Genomic DNA, 20415 nt, shown 5'->3' with positions numbered 1-20415 from the left:
AAAAGCATTGGTTTTATTATAAATATATTAAAATTTGGACAATAAAAAAGCGACGACCCCTTAGGCCGTCGCTTTTTTTATAGTGTAGCGAGCTACTTTTGTATAGAGTAGGGGGTTTCTTATTCTTCTATGATCACCCAATCTCCTTTGCCCAATAATGGCTCTGCTTGTTTATATTTTAAGGTCTTGCTTTCGCCGGACATTACGTTCTTAATGGTTACCCTTTCGTTTCTACCTATTTTGGCTTTTTCCCTTACAATAGTTTCTGTTACCTGCGGCCGTCCACCTTGGTTTTGGCCTACGGCCCTGCTTCGGGCGGACATTTCATCACTGTTTGGGATTTCTTCCTTAGAGGTCTTCAAATTTTCCTTGGGTCTACGAATATTTCTAGCCTCTTGAATTTCTGGGCTTTGATTAGGTAGCTCCCCTTTGAATAAAAAGGCAACAATTTCTTTGTTTACCTTTTCGATCATTCCTTTGAAGAGTTCAAAGGCTTCGAATTTGTAAATTAATAAAGGATCCTTTTGTTCATGTACGGCCAATTGAACGGATTGTTTTAACTCGTCCATTTTACGCAAATGTGTTTTCCATGAATCGTCGATAATGGCAAGGGAAATATTCTTTTCAAAATCCGTTATCAATTGTTTTCCATTACTTTCATAAGCATCCTGAAGATTGGTTACCACATTCAAGGATTTTATACCATCTGTAAATGGCACTACGATTCTTTCAAACTTATTGGCATTGTCCTCATACACATTTTTGATTACTGGAAACGCCGTGGCAGCGTTGCGCTCCATTTTGTTCTTATAATGGGTATAGGCAGTTTTATAAATAACATTTGCCATTTCCTGAACACCCATTCTTGCAAATTCGTTTTCGCTAACAGGAGAAGTAATGGAGAAATATTTTATAAGTTCGAATTCAAAGTTTTTATAGTCACTGGCAGCCTTGTTGGTATCCGCAATTACCTCACAGGTGTCATAGATCATGTTGGCAATATCTACTTTTAAACGCTCTCCCTGTAGGGCATGGCGTCTTCTTTTATAGACCACTTCCCTTTGGGCGTTCATTACATCATCATATTCCAATAATCTTTTACGCACACCAAAATTGTTTTCCTCAACTTTTTTCTGCGCCCGTTCTATAGATTTGGTCATCATGGAATGCTGAATTACCTCGCCTTCTTCCAAGCCCATTTTATCCATCATTTTGGCTACCCTGTCCGATCCAAATAATCGCATTAGGTTATCTTCCAAGGAAACGTAGAATTGAGAGCTTCCTGGGTCTCCTTGACGTCCTGATCGACCTCTAAGCTGTCTGTCTACCCTTCTGGAATCGTGTCGTTCTGTACCTACGATAGCCAAACCTCCAGCTTTTTTTACCTCCGTACTTAATTTAATATCTGTACCACGACCTGCCATGTTCGTGGCGATGGTTACTATTCCCGCATTACCTGCTTCGGCAACGATGTCCGCTTCCTTTTTGTGCAATTTTGCGTTAAGTACGTTATGTGGTACTTTTCTAATGGTCAACATACGGGAAAGCAATTCAGAAATTTCTACAGAGGTTGTACCAATAAGTACCGGTCTACCGGACTGTGAAATTTTGGTTACCTCCTCTATTATGGCATTGTACTTTTCGCGTTTGGTTTTATAGATCAAATCCTGTCTGTCGTCTCGGGCAATGGGCCTATTGGTAGGAATTTCCATTACATCCAATTTATAAATTTCCCAAAATTCACCTGCTTCGGTTACCGCGGTACCTGTCATCCCCGCCAGTTTGCTGTACATCCTAAAATAGTTCTGAAGGGTTACAGTGGCAAAGGTCTGGGTCATTGCCTCGATCTTTACATTCTCCTTGGCTTCAATGGCTTGGTGCAGTCCGTCTGAATAACGACGACCGTCCATAATACGGCCAGTTTGTTCATCCACGATCATTACCTTGTTTTCCATAACCACATACTCCACATCTTTTTCGAAAAGGGTATAAGCTTTTAAAAGCTGATTCATGGTATGGATGCGTTCGCTTTTTATGGCAAAATCCTTGAACAATTCCTCCTTTAATTCCGCTTCTTTGTTTATCTCAAGCTCTTGATTTTCAATTTTGGCTATTTCATTACCAATATCCGGCATTACAAAAAAGTCCTTCTCGCCATCCCCCGAAAGATATTCCACTCCCTTTTCGGTAAGTTCTATCTGATTATTTTTTTCATCGATAACAAACCAAAGTTCTTCATCTACCTTCGGCATTTCACGGTTGTTGTCCTGCATATAGAAGTTCTCGGTCTTTTGCAGTAATTGTTTTACCCCTTCTTCACTCAGAAACTTGATCAAAGCCTTGTTTTTAGGAAGGCCTCTATGAACTCTGAGCAATAGGAAACCGCCTTCTTTAGTATCTCCTTCGGCAATTAGTTTTTTCGACTCTGCCAAAACACCCGTTAAATAGGCTCGTTGAAGGTTGACAATATCGCCTACCTTTGGTTTAAGCTCATTAAATTCATGACGATCCCCTTCAGGTACTGGACCTGAAATTATCAAGGGGGTACGGGCATCATCCACAAGAACCGAATCCACCTCATCCACTATAGCGTAATTGTGTGGTCTTTGAACCAGATCGCTAGGGGTATGTGCCATGTTATCCCTAAGATAATCAAAGCCAAATTCATTATTGGTACCGTAGGTAATATCTGAGTTATAAGCCGCCCTTCGTCCATCAGAATTAGGTTGGTGTTTGTCGATACATTCTACTGAAAGTCCGTGGAACTCAAAAATAGGAGCCATCCAGGCACTATCCCTTTTTGCCAAGTAGTCGTTTACCGTAACCAAATGTGCCCCATTTCCGGTTAGTGCATTTAAATACAATGGGAGGGTAGCCACCAAGGTTTTACCTTCTCCTGTATGCATTTCTGCAATCTTACCTTGGTGCAGGGCTATACCGCCAATTAATTGCACATCGTAATGCACCATATCCCAGGTAACTTGCTTCCCGGCAGCATCCCATGAATTTCTCCAGATGGCTTGGTCGCCGTTGAGGGTAACATAATCTTTTGAACCAGACAGCAATCTATCGTACTCAGAAGCCTTTACCGTTAGTGTTTCATTATTTGTAAATCGTTTTGCAGTTTCCTTGACTACCGCGAAGGCCTCGGGCAACATTTCCGTTAAGGTCTTTTCAGAAATGGAATAAATCTCTTCTTTTAGTTTGTCTATATCCGCATATATATCCTCGTTCTTGTCTATGTCCGCAGATTCCTTTACTTCCTTAAGCAACTTGTCTATTTGCTCATTGATCTCTTTGCAGTCTTCCTTTATCTTATTTTTGAAGAGAATTGTTTTTTCGCGAAGTTCATCGTGGCTTAATTTTTCCAAGGCGGCTTCGAAAGATTTTATTTGATTGACTAAAGGTTGAAGGTCCTTGACATCTTTCTTTGATTTATCCCCTACAAATACCTTTAATATCGAATTTAAAAAACTCATAATGTTTTCTGTTATTAATGAAAGGCTTCGCTAAAGCCCTTTACTATGTGTGTACACAATTTTCTTATGTTGGCACGTGCAATGTTATCTTTTGGATAAAAGATATTCCAACATCAAAATTACGTAAAAAAAAAGCCTCATATGAGACTTTTTTGTTGTAATTCCGTTAATATTTTAATACTCGTCCTCGTTCCAAAGATAGTCTTCTTCTGTAGGGTAGTCCGGCCAAATCTCTTCAATTGATTCATAAATTTCCCCACCTTCTTCCTCCATGGATTGCAGATTTTCTACAACCTCCAAAGGAGCACCGGTTCTGATTGAGTAATCTATCAATTCGTCTTTTGTTGCGGGCCAGGGCGCATCACTTAGATAGGATGCTAATTCTAATGTCCAATACATCGTAATTATTTATTTTTAATATTTTGCAAAAGTAATTTTTAAACTGAGACTACCAAGTTTTTTTGCATAAAATTCATCTTAATCATTTAGAATTTTATCGCTTTAGTAATCTGATAACGAAGAATTAACGAATTTATTTGTCCTGTTTCTCTGGAATCCACTTTATTTCCTCGGCTTGTATATCATGGGACAATTTTCGTGCCAATACAAATAGGAAATCGGAAAGTCTGTTTATATAGGACAATAAGGTGGGATCCACAGCTTCGAAATCGTTCAATTGGGAGACCAGACGCTCCGACCTACGGCAAATGGTCCTGGCAATGTGACAATATGACACGGTTGTATGCCCACCAGGTAGAATGAAGTGGGTCATGGGTGGCAAGTTCATTTCCATTTTGTCTATTTCCTTTTCCAACAGATTTAAATCCTCAATGCCAATTTTTGGGATATTCAATCGGTCTTTGCCATTTTTAAGATTTTCCTTCTTGGGGTCAATGGCCAATAAGGCTCCTATAGTAAACAATTTCTCCTGTATTTTTATCAATATTTTCTTGGACGAATCTGCTAAATCTTGGTCCCTAATCAATCCGATCCAGGAATTGAGCTCGTCCAAGGTGCCATAACTTTCTATCCGTATATGATGCTTGGGTACCCTAGTACCTCCAAACAGACCTGTTGTGCCGTCATCACCTGTTTTGGTATATATTTTCATGTGGGTTGGTGTTTGTTAATTTAAGGGAATTTTGATTCTCGGTAACTACGTACGGTAGTCTATTGAATCAATTCTAATCGCTGTTTAGCATAAATCGCTTTCCGGCAATGATAATTATACAATACTTATTTTTTTGATTTACTTCTTTTCTCGTTCTTGTAGTCCTCCATGAATTTTCTCGATTTCATGTCCCTGGATTTTCGCCTGGTAAATCCTTGGGTCACCAAGAAAATCACCCCAAGAACGGCAAACACAATGTAAATGATGTAGTCCATTGATCAGATTTTTGGAATTCCTGTAATGACCATTAAAAATACGGGTTTAAATCCGAATCTTAAAATGCTCCTTAACTTGTTCTCTTCGGAAAAATACCAATCCACCGTAGAAGAGGTCTATGGTAACCCTTACCTGTTCCAATTCTCTTATACTTCTCCACAATTTATAAGATTCCCTTGAATTGTGTATTTTATCTATATACACGATGGTGTCGTTGGAAATGTCTGCGTTTTGAACAATATAGTGATCAATGGTTTCCTTGTTCAAGGTGCCTATAAATATTAACTCGCTGGAGGAATTGCCGATCGTCACTGTTTTAAAGTAGTTGGTTATTTCCTTCTCCAAAGCAGGCTCGAATGGAACCAATTGCACCTGGCTTATTTTAAAATGGACTATAGTTTTTAGCAGTATATTATGGGATTTGCTGCTTATAAAGTTAGGAGGAGCATAAAGGCATTTAGTAACATAGCGGTATACAAATGGGGAGTGTAGCCCATGTTGGTTGCTTGATCTTATCCGAAATTTTAAAAATGAGAAAAGGCGATAAAACATCTTACGCTCTATTTTTTAAGAACTATTCGCCCATGGCCATCGAAAGTTCAAACCAGCGTTCCGTTTTTTCTTCTATGGAATCAGTTATTTCTTTTAGCTTAATGGATAATTTGGAGATTTCATCTCCTGAAAGGGCGCTGTCCGTAAATTTATTCTGGATTTCCTCCTTTTTGGATTCCAGTTTCTGTATTTCCTTTTCCAATTGTTTATATTCCTTTTGTTCCAAAAAGGAAGGTTTTTTTTCTGTTTCTTCCGCCTTCCAGGTGTTTTTGGAATTTTTTATTTCTACAGCTTTTTCCTTGATAGCCTTGCTTTCCTGAACATTACTGTCTTCGTATGATCTGAAATCTGAATAGTTGCCCGGAAAGTCCTCAATTTCGGCATTCCCCCTAAAAACAAAAAGGTGGTCTACAATTTTATCCATAAAGTACCTATCATGGGAAACTACCAAAAGACAGCCAGGGAAGTCGAGTAGAAAGCTTTCCAGTACATTGAGGGTAACTATATCCAAATCGTTTGTAGGTTCATCTAAAATCAGAAAGTTCGGATTTTGTATCAATACCGTACATAAATACAAACGCTTACGCTCCCCCCCGCTTAATTTCTCAACAAAATCGTACTGCTTTTTACGGTCGAATAGAAAACGTTCCAATAATTGCTGGGCAGAAATTTGTTTTCCTTTCATTAAGGGAATGTAATCCCCAAATTCGCGGATGACATCAATAACTTTTTGTCCTTCCTTTATGGCAATGCCATCTTGGGTGTAATATCCAAACTTAATGGTTTCTCCTATGATCACCTTGCCACCGTCCGGCTGATCAACACCACTCAATATATTTAAAAAGGTAGATTTTCCGGTACCATTTTTTCCAATAATGCCTATGCGCTCCCCCTTAAGGAAATTATATTCAAATTTATCCAAAATGGGTTTATTGGGATAAGATTTGGATATTTTATGGAGCTCAACAATTTTACTCCCCATTCGTTCCATATTAATTTCCAGCTGTACCTCGTGTTCTTTTCGTCGTTGACTGGCCTTTTCCTTAATGGTATGAAAATCGTCTATTCTCGACTTGGATTTTGTGGTTCGCGCTTTGGGCTGCCTACGCATCCAATCCAATTCTTTCTTAAATAAAATCTTGGATTTATGCTGTTCTACGACTTCCTGTTCTATACGCGCTTCCCTTTTCTCCAAATAATAGGAATAATTGCCCTTATAGGAATACAGCTGGCCATTGTCCAGCTCTATGATTTCATTACAGACGCGTTCCAGGAAATAGCGATCATGGGTAACCATGAACAGGGTCATGTTTTCCTTTGCGAAATACTGTTCCAGCCACTCGATCATTTCAAGGTCCAAATGGTTGGTAGGTTCATCTAAAATAAGAAGGTCTGGTCTATTGATAAGGGCATTTGCCAAAGCCAATCTCTTTTTTTGTCCCCCAGAGAGCAGGCCAACCTTTACATCAAGATCTTCCAATTTTAATTTGAACAGGATCTGCTTGTATTGCGTTTCAAAATCCCATGCATCATAACGTTCCATAGCTTCAAACGCCTTTTGGTAGGCGTTTTCATCCTCAGGATTGTGAAGAGCGTGTTCGTAGTTTTGAATAACCTTTAGTACCTCGTTGTCAGAAGCGAAAATTGTTTCTTCAATAGTCAATAGGTGGTCTAATTCAGGTTCTTGTTCCAAAAATGAAATTCGAATACCTTTTCGGCTATTAATTTGGCCAGTATCGGAAGCATCCTTTCCCGAAAGTATATTTAGGATGGAAGTTTTACCACTTCCATTTTTTGCTATAAGTGCAATCTTTTGGTCTTTATTGATGCCAAAGGATATATTTGAAAAAAGTGATAACTCGCCAAATGATTTGGATATGTTTTCTACAGTAAGTAGGTTCATTTAAGGTTTTATTTTAAACTTATTTGTTGCTGGAAATACTTCCATAAAAAAAGATATCTCACGCCCAGCATAATCCAAAGTGGTATGGCTAGAGAGGAGAACACCTGTATTTTGAATATTCCCAAAATTAGGGTCAAGCCCAATAATCCCAATAGAAATAATAGGTATTTGGGCAGCCACACCGGATTATTATTCTTTTTAAGAATTATAAAACCAACAATTAAATTTAATGGGAATACCCATAAAATATTAAAGTTGTTGGCTGTGGCCGTATGGTCAGTAAAAAACCAAAGAAAAACCAATAGAACTCCGGCTAAACCAGTCATAAAAAATAATAGGGAATCTATGACCCTGCTCCTAATATGATTTTTGTAATCAATATAAGTTATAACAAGAACAAAGACTAGCAAGGCCAAGATCCAAAATAGGGGAGAGGCCAGGAAGTAGCCCTTTCCCTTCTGTTTTACGGAATCCAATATGGTTCTTTCCCTAAGTACAAGATCATGGTCTGCCAAGGTAGTATTGCCCAATTGTTGCATAACATAAATGGGTAAGAACATATGTTGCCTTACGGTGGCTGTCTTGTCGATCACTGAACCTAAAGCGAGGTCTATCCCAAAGCTGGACCAAGAATTGGCGATTAGGTTTTGGTGGATCAGTTGTCTGAAGGTGTATTTTTTTTCTAAATGCCCTTCGTTGAACAGTAATTTTTCACCTAGTGCTTCTTGCAATACGTCGCCTATTTTGGTGGCGCAATTGTTAAAAAAGAAATCGTATTTATAGTCCCTGTTTTCAGGGCGATAATTGTTTTCCAAAAATTGGAACAGCTCATTTTTTTGTAAGGGTGTAAGCTGTAAAAGTTGTTCTTTTACCCATCTGTTTTCCATTTCGTAGGCGTACAAAAAGTTGGGCATGTCCTGCTTGCTCAATGAGTAGTATAATTTGCCCATAGCGAACTCCATGTAAAACATGGGCGGATCAAAATTAAAGGTCCCATAATTATATACCCAGTCCATTCCTTGTGCGGAATCCTGGATTCTAATTGCACTATGGCCAAATGTGGTGTATAGGTCATTGCCCGAGCCACAGGTTAAAACGCTTATTTGGGCTTCAGGGGTCAATTCCCTCAGCTGTGCAGTACCGAAGGATATTAGGCCTAAAAAAAAGGTAAAAAAAAGAATCTTTATACGCATATACTGTAGGGCCACTAATTTTTGAAAATATCAACGCAAATATCGAATAATTTAAAGGATTTGTGTAGCATAGTATAGGGTATTATAAAAAACAGGATATATTTTAACAGCATTTTTTAATAAATGGTATTTTTACGCAACGGTACCTACCTGAATTCTGCAGATTTTGGTATTAAATGATTTAAAAATAGAACTATGAAACGCCATATTCCCAATATTATAACCTTGTTAAATGTTTTTTGTGGTTGTGTGGCCACTGTGTTTGCTGTTTTGAATAAATTGGAGTTGGCTGCGGCTTTTGTTTTTTTGGGCATATTCTTTGATTTTTTTGATGGATTGGCGGCCCGTGTATTGGATGTAAAGAGTGAATTGGGACTGCAATTGGATTCCCTAGCCGATATGATTACCAGTGGGTTGGTGCCTGGTATTGTAATGTTTCAGCTATTGAGTATGTCTTATAGCGGTGGATGGAATATAGGACTGCAATTGGATTCAGCAGAAACAATGAGGTGGGCGGCATTTGATATTCCGTTGCTTCCTTTTTTTGGTTTTCTGATTACCTTGGCTTCGGCATATCGTTTGGCGAAATTTAATCTGGATGAGAATCAGGTTTCCTCATTTGTGGGACTTCCTACTCCGGCCAATGCCCTGCTGATACTTTCCTTTCCACTAATATTGCTATATCATAACAATGATTTTTTAAATACCATAATCCTCAATAAATGGTTTTTGATCGGTACAACCCTACTGAGTTCCTATTTGCTGAATGCACGAATTGGCCTTTTTGCCTTGAAGTTTAAAAATTGGGGTTTTAAGGATAACGCATTGCGTTATATTTTTATAGTGGTAAGTTTTGTGCTTATCCTTACCATGAAATTTATGGCTATTCCGGCCATTATTGCCTTCTACATTATAAGTTCCCTGGTGAATCAATTAAATGTCCCAAAAACCGTTTGAGTGCTGTAATATTACCATTGGAGCAGTTGATTGCAGTAATTTTTAGAAAGAGGTGTATTAGTAGTGTTGGTTTAGGGAAATACAATACTAATAAAGAACTAAGGATTTGCAAGTGGTTCAAAAAAAATTAAAAATCCAGTTTCTTTTTACGTAGTTCAAAATTTTGTCCCAAATACACTTTTCGGACCATTTCATCGGCTGCCAAATCTTCGGGAATCCCAGATTTAAGGATGCCTCCTTCAAACATTAAATAAGAGCGTTCTGTAATCGCCAGGGTTTCCTGTACGTTGTGATCTGTAATTAAAATACCAATATTCTTATTTTTAAGCTGGGCCACAATTCTTTGTATATCCTCAACGGCAACGGGGTCTACTCCGGCAAAGGGTTCATCCAATAATATAAATTTGGGGTCTGTGGCCAAGGCTCTAGCTATTTCAGTTCTCCTTCTTTCGCCCCCGGATAAAAGATCGCCCCGGTTTTTTCGAATATGGCCCAGTCCAAATTCCTCTATAAGCGATTCCATTTTCATCAACTGCTCTTTTTTGCTCAAGTTGGTCAATTGAAGTACGCTGAGAATATTTTTTTCGATGCTTAATTTCCTAAATACAGAGGCTTCCTGTGCCAAATAACCAATACCATTTTGCGCTCTTTTGTACATGGGAAAGCGCGTGATTTCCATTTTATCCAGATAAATATTGCCGCCATTGGGCTTGATCAAACCTACGATCATATAGAACGATGTAGTTTTTCCGGCACCATTGGGACCCAATAAACCAACAATCTCTCCTTGGTTAACTTCCAAGGAAATTCCCTTAACCACTTGTCGCCCTCGGTAGGACTTCATTATATTATCTGCTCTTAGCTTCATAGTACCTTTGCTATCCTCCAAAACTAAGCCTTATATTAGTTAGGGAAAAGATATTGTAATTTTTTTAACCTTCCTGTTTTTCCAATTCTTCCCAATATTCATAGGCTCTTCTCAAATGGGGTACTACTATAGTGCCGCCCACAAGGGTGGCTATTCCCAAAGTTTCCATAACTTCTTCCTTACTTGCACCCTCATTGAACGAGCTTTCCAAATGGTATTTAACACAATCATCGCAACGAAGCACTGCAGAGGCAACAAGTCCCAAAAGTTCCTTGGTCTTTACATCCAAAGCACCAGCGGCATAGGCATTGGTGTCCAGGTTGAAAATTCTTTTAATTATCTTATTGTTGTGAGCGAGTAACTTTTCGTTCATTTTGGAACGATAGTCATTAAACTCCTTAACTTGATTTGACATTTTTCTTCTGTTTTTTGGCCTCTCTTCTCAATACAACCTTGGAGATGTAGATACTCACTTGATAAAGGATTAAAATGGGTACTGCCACAATGATCTGACTGGCTACGTCCGGTGGTGTAATTACAGCAGATAGAATAAGTACTACTACAAGGGCTATTTTTCTGTATTTACGTAGTATTTCAGGGGTAACCAGACCTATTTTTGTCAAGAAATATATGATAATGGGCAATTCAAAAATTAAACCGCAAGCAATCACTGATGCTCTAACGGTGGAGATATAGGATACCAAATCTATTTCACGCACTACGGTGTCACTTATAGAGTAACTCCCTAGGAAATTAATGGACAAAGGGGCTACCACATAGTATCCAAACAATACCCCCATAAAGAAAAGAGAGGAAGCTATAAAGATAAATCCCCGCGCATTCTGGCGCTCATTGTCATAAAGACCAGGAGCAATAAATTTCCACAATTCATATAGTACATAAGGAAAGCCAATGATGAAACCAGCCCAAATGGAGGTCCAAATATGTGCGGAAAATTGTTCGGACATTTGTCTGCTCTGCACTGTAAATTCTGGTTCGGTATTACAGAAGGCCTCACTAAAACCTAGCATCTTTGAAAAGTCACAAAATACATGGTAAGTTGGAAAATCTGGCATCATAGGGCCGAAAATGACTGTATCAAAAATAAAGCCTTTCATTAGAAAAGCTATTCCTCCAATAATAACGATGGCTAGGGTTGATCGTATTAAATGCCATCTTAGTTCTTCCAAATGGTCCAGGAACGACATTTCATTTGGGATCTTAATGTTTTTTGCCATTATAGTATGCCTTCTTTTATTAAATTGTGTAAATGTACTATTCCTTTGTAATTTTCCCCTTCAACAACCAATAATTGTGATATGTTTTTAGCCTGCATTAATTCCAAAGCTTTTACGGCAAGTACGTCCACGGCAATGGTTTTGGGTGTTATGCTCATAATATCTTTGGCGGTTAAACCATATATGTTGTCAAATTTGTTGAGCATACGCCTAATATCCCCATCGGTAATTATACCAACAATTTTATTATTCTCCAATACCGCTGTAGCCCCCAACATTTTTTCAGAGATCTCAACGATTACAGATTTTACATCGGTAGTAGTAAGCACTTGGGGGATTTGATTATTATTTGAAATATCGCCGACCCTTAAATACAGTTTCTTGCCCAAAGCACCACCCGGGTGGTATTTTGCAAAGTCCTTACTGCTGAACCCTTTTAGTTCCAAAAGGCAAATTGCCAGGGCATCGCCTATAACCAATTGGGCAGTTGTGCTGGTGGTAGGTGCCAGATTATTGGGGCAGGCTTCCTTCTCAACATAGGTATTTAATATATGGTCCGCATTATTGGCCAAGAAGGAATCAGGGTTTCCTGTCATCCCTATTAATTTATTGTTCCCACTTTTGATTAGCGGTACCAGCATTTTAATTTCGGCTGTATTTCCACTTTTGGAAATGCAGATAACCACATCGTTTTTCTGAATGGTGCCAAGATCTCCATGGATGGCGTCTGCGGCATGCATAAAAATAGATGGGGTTCCTGTAGAATTTAGGGTAGCAACAATTTTGGAGGCAATGATGGCACTTTTTCCGATACCGGAAATTATAACCCTGCCTTTAGAATGTCTGATGCATTCCACAGCATTGGAAAAGTCTTCGTTTAAGAGGGAGCCTAAATGGGATATTGCCGCGGCCTCAGTTTCAATGGTTTTCTTCGCTATGGCCAATATAGCTTTGGTATCGCTCAAAGTAATTTAAAATTATGTGATGATTTTCCTAAAAGAAAGTCTTATATTTATTCTACAAAATTACATAAACTTAATTTTATAGTATATTTTAAATTTGAACAAATTTATTTACAATAAATACTTACTAAAAAGACAAAAATTCCTTAACTTAAGGAATTTCTTTTTGGCTTTGGTGTCAATAATATATTAATAAAAATGGTGAAGTACGGTATGGGTATAGATGAGATTGATTTACATGCCTCCCTAAAGAAATATTTTGGATTCTCCCAATTTAAAGGTTTACAGGAAAACGTTGTTAAGAATATTGTACAAGGTAAAAATACCTTCGTAATAATGCCCACTGGTGGCGGTAAATCACTTTGCTATCAACTCCCTGCCCTTATGCAGGAAGGTACGGCCATAGTGGTATCGCCTTTGATAGCCTTAATGAAAAATCAGGTTGATGCCATAAGGGACGTGTCCAGTGAGATCGGGGTGGCCCACGTTTTAAACTCTTCATTGACAAAGACAGAGATTAGACAGGTGAAACTGGATGTCAGCAGCGGGGTGACCAAGCTTTTGTACGTTGCTCCCGAATCCTTGACCAAAGAGGAATATGTGGATTTTTTACAAGGCGAGAAAATATCGTTCGTTGCAGTGGATGAGGCACACTGCATATCGGAATGGGGACACGATTTTAGACCTGAATATCGCAATCTAAAATCCATTGTCAACAGATTGGGTGATAATATTCCTCTAATTGCCCTAACTGCCACAGCCACTCCCAAAGTTCAGGAAGATATTATCAAGAATTTAGGTATAACCGATGCCAAGGTATTCAAGGCCAGTTTTAATCGACCAAATCTTTATTACGAAGTAAGGCCAAAGACCCAAAATGTTGATGGGGACATTATTCGTTTTGTAAAGCAAAATTCTGGTAAATCGGGTATAATTTACTGTCTAAGTAGGAAGAGGGTAACGGAGTTGGCCCAAGTATTGCAAGTCAACGGCGTTAGCGCTGTACCTTACCATGCGGGATTGGATGGTAAAACCAGATCCAAACATCAGGATATGTTTTTAATGGAAGATGTGGATGTGGTAGTGGCGACCATCGCCTTCGGGATGGGTATAGATAAGCCGGATGTTCGTTTTGTTATACATCACGATATTCCCAAAAGCATAGAAAGCTATTATCAAGAGACTGGAAGGGCCGGAAGAGATGGGGGAGAGGGACATTGCCTTGCATTTTACTCGTATAAGGATGTGGAAAAACTTGAAAAATTCATGTCTGGAAAGCCTGTGGCCGAACAAGAAATAGGCAACGCTCTGCTTCAGGAAATTGTGGGTTATGCAGAAACCTCAATGTCACGCAGAAAATTCATTCTTCATTATTTTGGGGAGGAATTCGACGAAATTAACGGTGATGGTGCCGAAATGGATGACAATACCAGAAATCCTAAAGAAAAGCAAGAGGCCAAAGACAATGTGGTTAAATTGATCAATGTAGTGGTGGGTACCAGTGAAAAATTTAAATCCAAGGAAATTGTCAGGGCATTGATAGGAAAGGTTAACGCCTTGATATCTTCACATAAAACCGATGAGAAGGAATTTTTTGGAACGGGAAAGGATAGGGATAAGGGATATTGGATGGCTTTGATTCGGCAAGCACTGGTTGCCGGACTGCTTAAAAAGGAAATAGAACAATATGGTATTCTTCATGTAACTCCTGCTGGAAAGGAATACCTAAAGAACCCTACCTCCTTTATGATGACGATGGATCATGTATACAATAAGGAGGCCGATGATGCCATAGTTAGTGCGGCAAAATCCTCTGCCGGTGTGGCCGACGATAATTTGTTGAAGATTTTAAAGGATTTAAGAAAAAAAGAAGCCCATAAATTGGGGGTGCCTCCTTTTGTGGTATTTCAGGATCCCTCCTTGGAGGACATGGCACTTAAATATCCGATATCCTTGGATGAATTGGTAAATATTTACGGAGTAGGGGAAGGCAAGGCGAAGAAGTACGGTAGGCCCTTTATTGAGCTAATTGCCGCCTATGTTGAGGATAATAATATTTTGAGACCGGACGATTTGATCGTAAAAAGTACGGGTGCCAATTCATCATTGAAGCTATACATCATTCAGAACGTGGATAGGAAGTTGCCCTTGGATGACATTGCTTCCGCCAAAGGATTGGAATTGAAAGAATTGATCAAGGAAATGGAACAAATTGTGTTTAGTGGAACCAAATTGAATATAGCCTATTGGATTGATGAGATGTTGGATGAAGACCAGCAGGAAGAAATCCATGATTATTTCCTAGAGGCCCAAACCGATGACCTAGAAGTGGCATTAAAGGAATTTGACGGTGAATATGAAGACGAAGAACTTAGGTTGTATAGGTTGAAGTTTATTAGCGAAGTAGCCAATTAAAGGGTGTCAGTTCTTTGATCAGGGAAGTGTGGTCTTCATTAAGAGGTGCCGTGGTGCTCTTTTATGACAATTTCTATGTCCCCAAGAATAATCGGCCAAGCTAGTTTTGGACCTTTTTCTATTCGACAGCCTTTTCCAATAAATGCAATGTCATTTTATCAGTGTCCAATTTGGCCTTTATTCCTATAGGTAGGGTAAAGTTGTTTTCAATATGGCCAAAAGTCATACCATAAACCGCGGGTATCCCAAGAGGCTTTATCCGGTCCATTATAACCTCCTTTAACGTAAAAGATTTTGGGTCTGGGATGCTGTCACATCCTTTAAAAACTCCAAAAACGAATCCAGCAGCCTTATTAAAAGTTTTGCCATGCATTAACTGGGTCAACATCCTATCAATGCGATAGGGGGCTTCTTCAATGTCTTCAAGAAAAACTATTGCATCGGTGAAATCAATTTCATGTGGAGTTCCTATGAGGGCATTTACCAGGGTTAAACTACCTCCTGCCAGTTTTCCTGATACTACTCCCGGGGTAATACAATATCTATTATATTCTGGTTTATTGTATTCCTCTTGATCCGTTATTTCAACATTATCAATAAAGGACCATGCTTTTGATTTCATTACTACATTTTGTAACTGCTCTATACTATAGGGATCGTTGATGGTGCTTCCAACAGGTCCGTGAAAGGTAATTAGGCCAGTTTCTTGGTGAATTCCATTTAAAAGGGCCGTTATGTCGCTAAAACCAATTAGGGCCTTAGGATTGTTTCTTATTAGTTCATAATCGATCAAATGCATAATTCTGGTACAACCATATCCTCCCCTGGCACAAAGAATGCCATCTACATTTTTATTGGCAAACATTTCGTTTAAATCTGCGACCCTTTCAGTATCGGTATTGCTAAAGTACCCGTGATTTCCATATAAGCGATTTGTATGGAAAGGAATAAATCCCATTTTTTCCAAAGTTTCTTTGGCTTCTACCAATATTTCTGATTTAATGGCATAACCGGGTGCAATAAGCCCAATGGTATCTCCCTTTTTTAATGCTTTAGGCTTTATGGTATTATTGGATTTTTTTTCTGGGGCACTTGCCATTATTGCGGAAGGAATTAATGTTGCCATGCCTGCACCTACGGCTGTTTTAAAGAATTGTCTCCTTTTCTTCATTTTAGTTTTTTTTGTAAGACTTAAATATATTAAATATCAAACAAAAAAAATCCGCCATGTGCGTGGCGGACTTCATATTTGTATTTTAAAAATAAAACTATATGCCAAGGGAGGATGAGTCCTCTTTGGATTTGGCTCTTCTCAATTGTCGTTGTATTTTCTTGATGGCAGATTCTATAGACTTTTCAGGTTCTATAATATTGTACTCACCCCAAAAATCGGGATCGGAGAATCCAATGGCCTCATCCTCCAGAATGATGGAAGACTTAATACGGTCCTTAAATTTAGGAGTTTCACCACTGGTATTCTTTTCCCAGTCGGTAATGGCCATTTCGCAAGTCATGCTATATACCGAATTGAATAGTTTGTCGTCCCAATTTATCTTGAACTCCAAGAGTACATTGCTATAACCGTAATACCATTTTCCGTTCTTTTCCCTATAATCCACCCGATAGGCTATATCTGTTGGCCAAACATTTGCATGCGCTGGTTTTTTACGTACGAACATTTTGGAAGCCTTTTCCTGGTCAGTAATGTTCAGGGAATAAATGGCGCTGGTCAAAATTTTCTTCTCAGCATCTATATACAACTTTCCTTGGTAAAGGGGATCTGTTATAGATTCCAGTTGCTTAAAATTGATAACAAAAATTAGTTTATTATTTACTTGGGTGGAGTTTTCAAAAGTAAAGGTATAATCATCAAAGGTTTCTTCGGTAAAAATATACTGTGGATATTTTATCATGTCCACAAATAGGGTGTTAAAAGGTCCTCCTTGTAGTTTAATGGCCAATGTGTCCAATTTGTTATAATCGGTACTTTTCCTTGCCTTGTAAAGCTGTAATGCGTCCCTGCGATCGGAATTGTAGGGAGATTTATAAATATTGACCACTGCCTCGGACAAGGATACGTTTTTCCTTCTTTTTTTAATGGTTTCCCTGTAAAAAGCCGTCATTAAGGTAGGGTCGTCAAAATAATTATCACCTTTTCTCAGTAATGTTTCTTTGACAAGGGCCTTGGCATCTTTTGGTACTGCAAGGCTCACCTCTGACAATTCCGTAATGCTTACCTCCAGTGCAATTTCATTCTTATTCTCCTTAAGTTGGCTTAAAGGGATTGTTTTGGTCTTATATCCTAAAAAGGAAACAATAACTTGGCCCTCACTAATTTCTTTGGGAACTTTTAAGGAAAAGTAACCCTCCGTATTACTGACGGTACTTATATTGTAGTTTTCAATCGTAAGGTTGGCAAAGACCAATGGATTATTGGTTTCGCTATCAACAATTTTACCGTGATATTGGTTAAAGGAATTTTCCTGTTCCTGCACATCTTGGTACAGCAATGCCGCCGAAACGGAGGGCGTTACCCCTATCAACAGCAAAATTAAAATTGCGGTTATAAGGGGAGTTTTTACAAAGGGATTTTTTTTAAGTTTCATCTGTTCAAATTTTACTGTTTTTATCGCTCAGAGGTATTTGCAATAAATTTAAATCGTGGTTGGTGCAGGTTGGTTTAGGTAAATTCAAGCTAAGCATTTACTGCTTATATCAATGAACGATTGTCTTCCTAAGTTAATGATTTTTAACGATATACCCTATTAAATTTCAGTATATATTTTAAGTAACCCTTGCCGGGGAAGTCTAGGTAATGGAGTAGGTTTTTATGTTGTATAGTATAAAGTGCCTAATATTAATCGATTATCTTCGAAATAATACAATAACGGATAGTTTTAAAACTATCCGTTATTGTGACTAGGTGAATGGAAAAACCAAGTATTTCAATAAGTCCCTAAAGGATGGTTTTGAAATATTTTGTCCATTGTACAATTGTATTGCGCTAAAGCTGAATCACTTATTTTTATTTAAACCTGTAAAAGGAATCTGGAATAAAATATTTATGGTTAGTTCTTTTTCCGAAGTTCAAAAATATCCGTTCTTCTATCCCTAAGGTTCCTTACACTTCCAAACTGATTAAGTTCTCTCAGCAAATCTATATCCAAGTCAACAATGAGGATCATTTCCGTATTTGGAGTGGCTTCGGCTTTTATACCGTTAGCGGGAAAGGCAAAATCACAGGGTGTAAATACCATGGATTGGGCATATTGTATGTCCATATTGTGCACTTTGGGAAGATTGCCCACGCTACCGGCAATGGCCACATAACATTCATTTTCTATGGCTCTGGCCTGTGAGCAATTCCTTACTCGGGAAAATCCGTTTTGGGTATCTGTTAGGTAGGGTACAAATAAAATATCCATGCCCTCGTCTGCCAATAGTCTACTTAATTCCGGGAATTCAGAATCGTAGCAGATCAATACGCCAATTTTTCCACAATCGGTGTCAAAAGCTTTGAGTTCAGTGCCTCCCTGCATACCCCACACCTTTGCCTCATCGGGTGTTACATGTAATTTCTCATATCGTTCCTTCGTGCCATCCCTTTTGCAGATGTACCCCACATTGTAGAGCCTTTCGTCCTTTATTTCAGGCATACTTCCCGAAATAATGTTAATATTATAGGAAATGGCCAATTCGGAAAATTTCTGAACTATTGTGGCGGTGTGTTTGGCCAGCTCCCTGATGGCAGCGGACTCCGATAAATGATTGTTCTCCGCCATTAACGGAGCGTTAAAAAATTCGGGAAACAAGGCAAAATCCGATCTATAGCCCGAAACGGCATCAATGAAATATTCTGCTTGTTGCAGCACGTCTTCCAGATTTTTATAGGGACGCATTTGCCATTGAATAAGCCCCAAGCGCACTACTTTTTTAATGACACTTGCCTTTTTATTCTTCTTTTCATAATAAATATTATCCCACTCCAAAAGGACGGCATAATCATTGGAATCAGAATCTCCTTCCAAATAATTTTTTAGAATTTTACTGGGATGGAAATCGTTGGAAATCTGAAAATTAAGGACTGGGTCGTTTATTTCTTTGCGCTTTACCTTTTCAATATACGCTTTTGGCGACATGGTGTCCATATATTTATGGTAGTTGGGAATTCGGCCGCCAAATGCAACCCCTTTCAAATTTAGGCGCTCACAAAGGTCTTTTCTATAGTCGTACAGCCTTCTGCCCAAACGCATTCCCCTATACTCAGGTTTTATAAAAACATCGATCCCATAAAGCACATCCCCATCAGGGGAATGGGTGTTAAAGGTATAATTGCCCGTAATCTGTTGATAGGTATGCTTGTTTTCGAATTCGGTATAATCCAAAATAAGGGAAAGTGCACAGCCGGCAATCTGGTTGTTTACTTTTATGACTACCTGTCCTTCCGGAAATCTGGATATTAAATTCTCTATTTGCTTCTCCCTCCAATATGAGTTGGGCATATTGGAATAGGAGGCTATCATAGCGGTCTTAAGCTCTTGATAGTCGTCTAAACTTAAATATATTAACTCAATATTTTCAATATCTTCCATCTTCATAGTCATACTATTAAAATTAAATTAGGGGATTATTATACTGCTTTTATTTCTGATGTGTCTTAGTGGAGTTCGAAATCATATCATTAATTTCTTTTAACTCCTCTAGGGATAAATATCGCCATTTACCCACGGGAACATCCAATTGAATATTCATGATCCTTATGCGTTTAAGAGCGGTAACATTGTAACCCAAATACTCGCACATTCTTCTGATCTGACGGTTAAGGCCTTGTGTTAGTACAATTCTAAACTGGAATTTGCCAATTTCCTCGATCTCGCATTTTCGGGTTACCCTATCAAGTATAGGTACCCCATTGGCCATTTTTTCGAGGAAAGTTTTGGTAATAGGCCTATCCACTGTTACTAAATATTCTTTCTGATGTTTATTTCTGGCCCTTAAGATCTTATTGACTATGTCACCATCATTGGTCAAAAGGATAAGGCCTTCACTAGGCTTGTCCAATCTACCTATAGGGAATATTCTACTAGGATAATTAATGAAGTCGATAATATTGTCTTTTTCAACCCTGGTATCTGTGGTGCATACTATGCCAATGGGTTTATTGAAAGCAATATATACCGGCTTCTCTTGAGGTTCGGAAATAAGCTCGCCATCTACCCTGACTTCATCATAAGCGGTAATTTTTGTTCCCATTTCAGGAACTTTGCCATTAATGGTAACCCTGCCTTGGTCTATAAGTTTGTCCGCGGCACGTCGCGAACAATAGCCTACTTCGCTTAAAAATTTGTTTATTCGGGTGGCTTCCTTCTCTTTCATAAACACTCCTTAACTCCGATTAATAAATCGGATTTATGGGCGAAATATACTTAATTAAACTCTTATTTTGGTCAACAGGGGACAC

General features: G+C 38.6%; 17 protein-coding genes. 2 read left to right on the top strand and 15 right to left on the bottom strand.

The window, feature by feature from the left end; genetic code table 11:
* Nucleotides 1-119: 119 nt before the first annotated feature.
* The 7 genes from secA to CWD91_RS07000 all read right to left on the bottom strand — a co-directional run bounded on the left by secA (nt 120) and on the right by CWD91_RS07000 (nt 8529).
* Nucleotides 120-3479, bottom strand: coding sequence for a preprotein translocase subunit SecA (gene secA, locus CWD91_RS07025; RefSeq protein ID WP_103440259.1), 3360 nt, complete (start codon nt 3477-3479; stop codon nt 120-122).
* Between the two features lie 174 nt (nt 3480-3653).
* On the bottom strand, nt 3654-3878 hold the full coding sequence (locus CWD91_RS07020; RefSeq protein ID WP_013994285.1) for a DUF2795 domain-containing protein: 225 nt from the start codon (nt 3876-3878) through the stop codon (nt 3654-3656).
* 133 nt (nt 3879-4011) lie between these two features.
* Nucleotides 4012-4590: a cob(I)yrinic acid a,c-diamide adenosyltransferase gene (locus tag CWD91_RS07015; protein ID WP_103440258.1), complete on the bottom strand. Its 579-nt coding sequence runs from the start codon at nt 4588-4590 to the stop codon at nt 4012-4014.
* Nucleotides 4591-4715: 125 nt separating this feature from the next.
* On the bottom strand, nt 4716-4865 hold the full coding sequence (locus tag CWD91_RS22645) for a hypothetical protein (protein ID WP_157943742.1): 150 nt from the start codon (nt 4863-4865) through the stop codon (nt 4716-4718).
* 46 nt (nt 4866-4911) lie between these two features.
* Complete coding sequence (locus CWD91_RS07010; RefSeq protein WP_103440257.1) at nt 4912-5238, bottom strand: hypothetical protein; 327 nt, start codon at nt 5236-5238, stop codon at nt 4912-4914.
* Nucleotides 5239-5440: 202 nt separating this feature from the next.
* Nucleotides 5441-7321 (bottom strand): ABC-F family ATP-binding cassette domain-containing protein, encoded by a 1881-nt coding sequence (locus CWD91_RS07005; RefSeq protein WP_103440256.1) that lies wholly within the window; start codon nt 7319-7321, stop codon nt 5441-5443.
* 8 nt (nt 7322-7329) lie between these two features.
* On the bottom strand, nt 7330-8529 hold the full coding sequence (locus CWD91_RS07000; RefSeq protein ID WP_239985680.1) for a lipoprotein N-acyltransferase Lnb domain-containing protein: 1200 nt from the start codon (nt 8527-8529) through the stop codon (nt 7330-7332).
* A 180-nt stretch (nt 8530-8709) separates the two neighbouring features.
* Between CWD91_RS07000 and CWD91_RS06995 the strand changes: the two genes are divergently transcribed.
* Nucleotides 8710-9471, top strand: a complete 762-nt coding sequence (locus CWD91_RS06995; RefSeq protein ID WP_103440254.1) for a CDP-alcohol phosphatidyltransferase family protein — start codon at nt 8710-8712, stop codon at nt 9469-9471.
* Between the two features lie 127 nt (nt 9472-9598).
* Here CWD91_RS06995 and lptB read toward each other — a convergent pair whose 3' ends face one another.
* The 4 genes from lptB to CWD91_RS06975 all read right to left on the bottom strand — a co-directional run bounded on the left by lptB (nt 9599) and on the right by CWD91_RS06975 (nt 12542).
* Nucleotides 9599-10339, bottom strand: a complete 741-nt coding sequence (gene lptB, locus CWD91_RS06990) for an LPS export ABC transporter ATP-binding protein (RefSeq protein ID WP_103440253.1) — start codon at nt 10337-10339, stop codon at nt 9599-9601.
* A gap of 64 nt (nt 10340-10403) precedes the next feature.
* On the bottom strand, nt 10404-10754 hold the full coding sequence (locus tag CWD91_RS06985; RefSeq protein WP_103440252.1) for a carboxymuconolactone decarboxylase family protein: 351 nt from the start codon (nt 10752-10754) through the stop codon (nt 10404-10406).
* Complete coding sequence (gene tatC / locus CWD91_RS06980) at nt 10738-11577, bottom strand: twin-arginine translocase subunit TatC (protein ID WP_103440251.1); 840 nt, start codon at nt 11575-11577, stop codon at nt 10738-10740. The genes CWD91_RS06985 and tatC overlap by 17 nt, the downstream gene beginning before the upstream one ends.
* Complete coding sequence (locus CWD91_RS06975; protein WP_103440250.1) at nt 11577-12542, bottom strand: KpsF/GutQ family sugar-phosphate isomerase; 966 nt, start codon at nt 12540-12542, stop codon at nt 11577-11579. Before CWD91_RS06975 ends, tatC begins: the two co-directional genes overlap by 1 nt.
* Nucleotides 12543-12752: 210 nt before the next feature.
* Between CWD91_RS06975 and recQ the strand changes: the two genes are divergently transcribed.
* Nucleotides 12753-14954 (top strand): DNA helicase RecQ, encoded by a 2202-nt coding sequence (gene recQ / locus CWD91_RS06970; protein WP_103440519.1) that lies wholly within the window; start codon nt 12753-12755, stop codon nt 14952-14954.
* A gap of 118 nt (nt 14955-15072) precedes the next feature.
* Here recQ and CWD91_RS06965 read toward each other — a convergent pair whose 3' ends face one another.
* The 4 genes from CWD91_RS06965 to rluF form a co-directional block, all read right to left on the bottom strand.
* Complete coding sequence (locus CWD91_RS06965; RefSeq protein ID WP_103440249.1) at nt 15073-16125, bottom strand: S66 peptidase family protein; 1053 nt, start codon at nt 16123-16125, stop codon at nt 15073-15075.
* A 97-nt stretch (nt 16126-16222) separates the two neighbouring features.
* Nucleotides 16223-17560, bottom strand: coding sequence for a carboxypeptidase-like regulatory domain-containing protein (locus CWD91_RS06960; RefSeq protein ID WP_103440248.1), 1338 nt, complete (start codon nt 17558-17560; stop codon nt 16223-16225).
* Between the two features lie 462 nt (nt 17561-18022).
* Nucleotides 18023-19552, bottom strand: coding sequence for a carbon-nitrogen hydrolase family protein (locus CWD91_RS06955; RefSeq protein WP_103440247.1), 1530 nt, complete (start codon nt 19550-19552; stop codon nt 18023-18025).
* A gap of 43 nt (nt 19553-19595) precedes the next feature.
* A complete protein-coding gene (rluF, locus tag CWD91_RS06950) occupies nt 19596-20330 on the bottom strand; it encodes a 23S rRNA pseudouridine(2604) synthase RluF (protein ID WP_103440246.1) in 735 nt (244 codons plus the stop codon).
* Nucleotides 20331-20415 lie beyond the last annotated feature (85 nt).

Origin of the sequence: Arenibacter hampyeongensis (genome assembly GCF_002909255.1) — a bacterium.
Taxonomy (GTDB): domain Bacteria; phylum Bacteroidota; class Bacteroidia; order Flavobacteriales; family Flavobacteriaceae; genus Arenibacter; species Arenibacter hampyeongensis.
The sequence above is the reverse complement of the archived record's forward strand: the minus strand, read 5'-3'. Positions and strand labels throughout refer to the sequence as shown.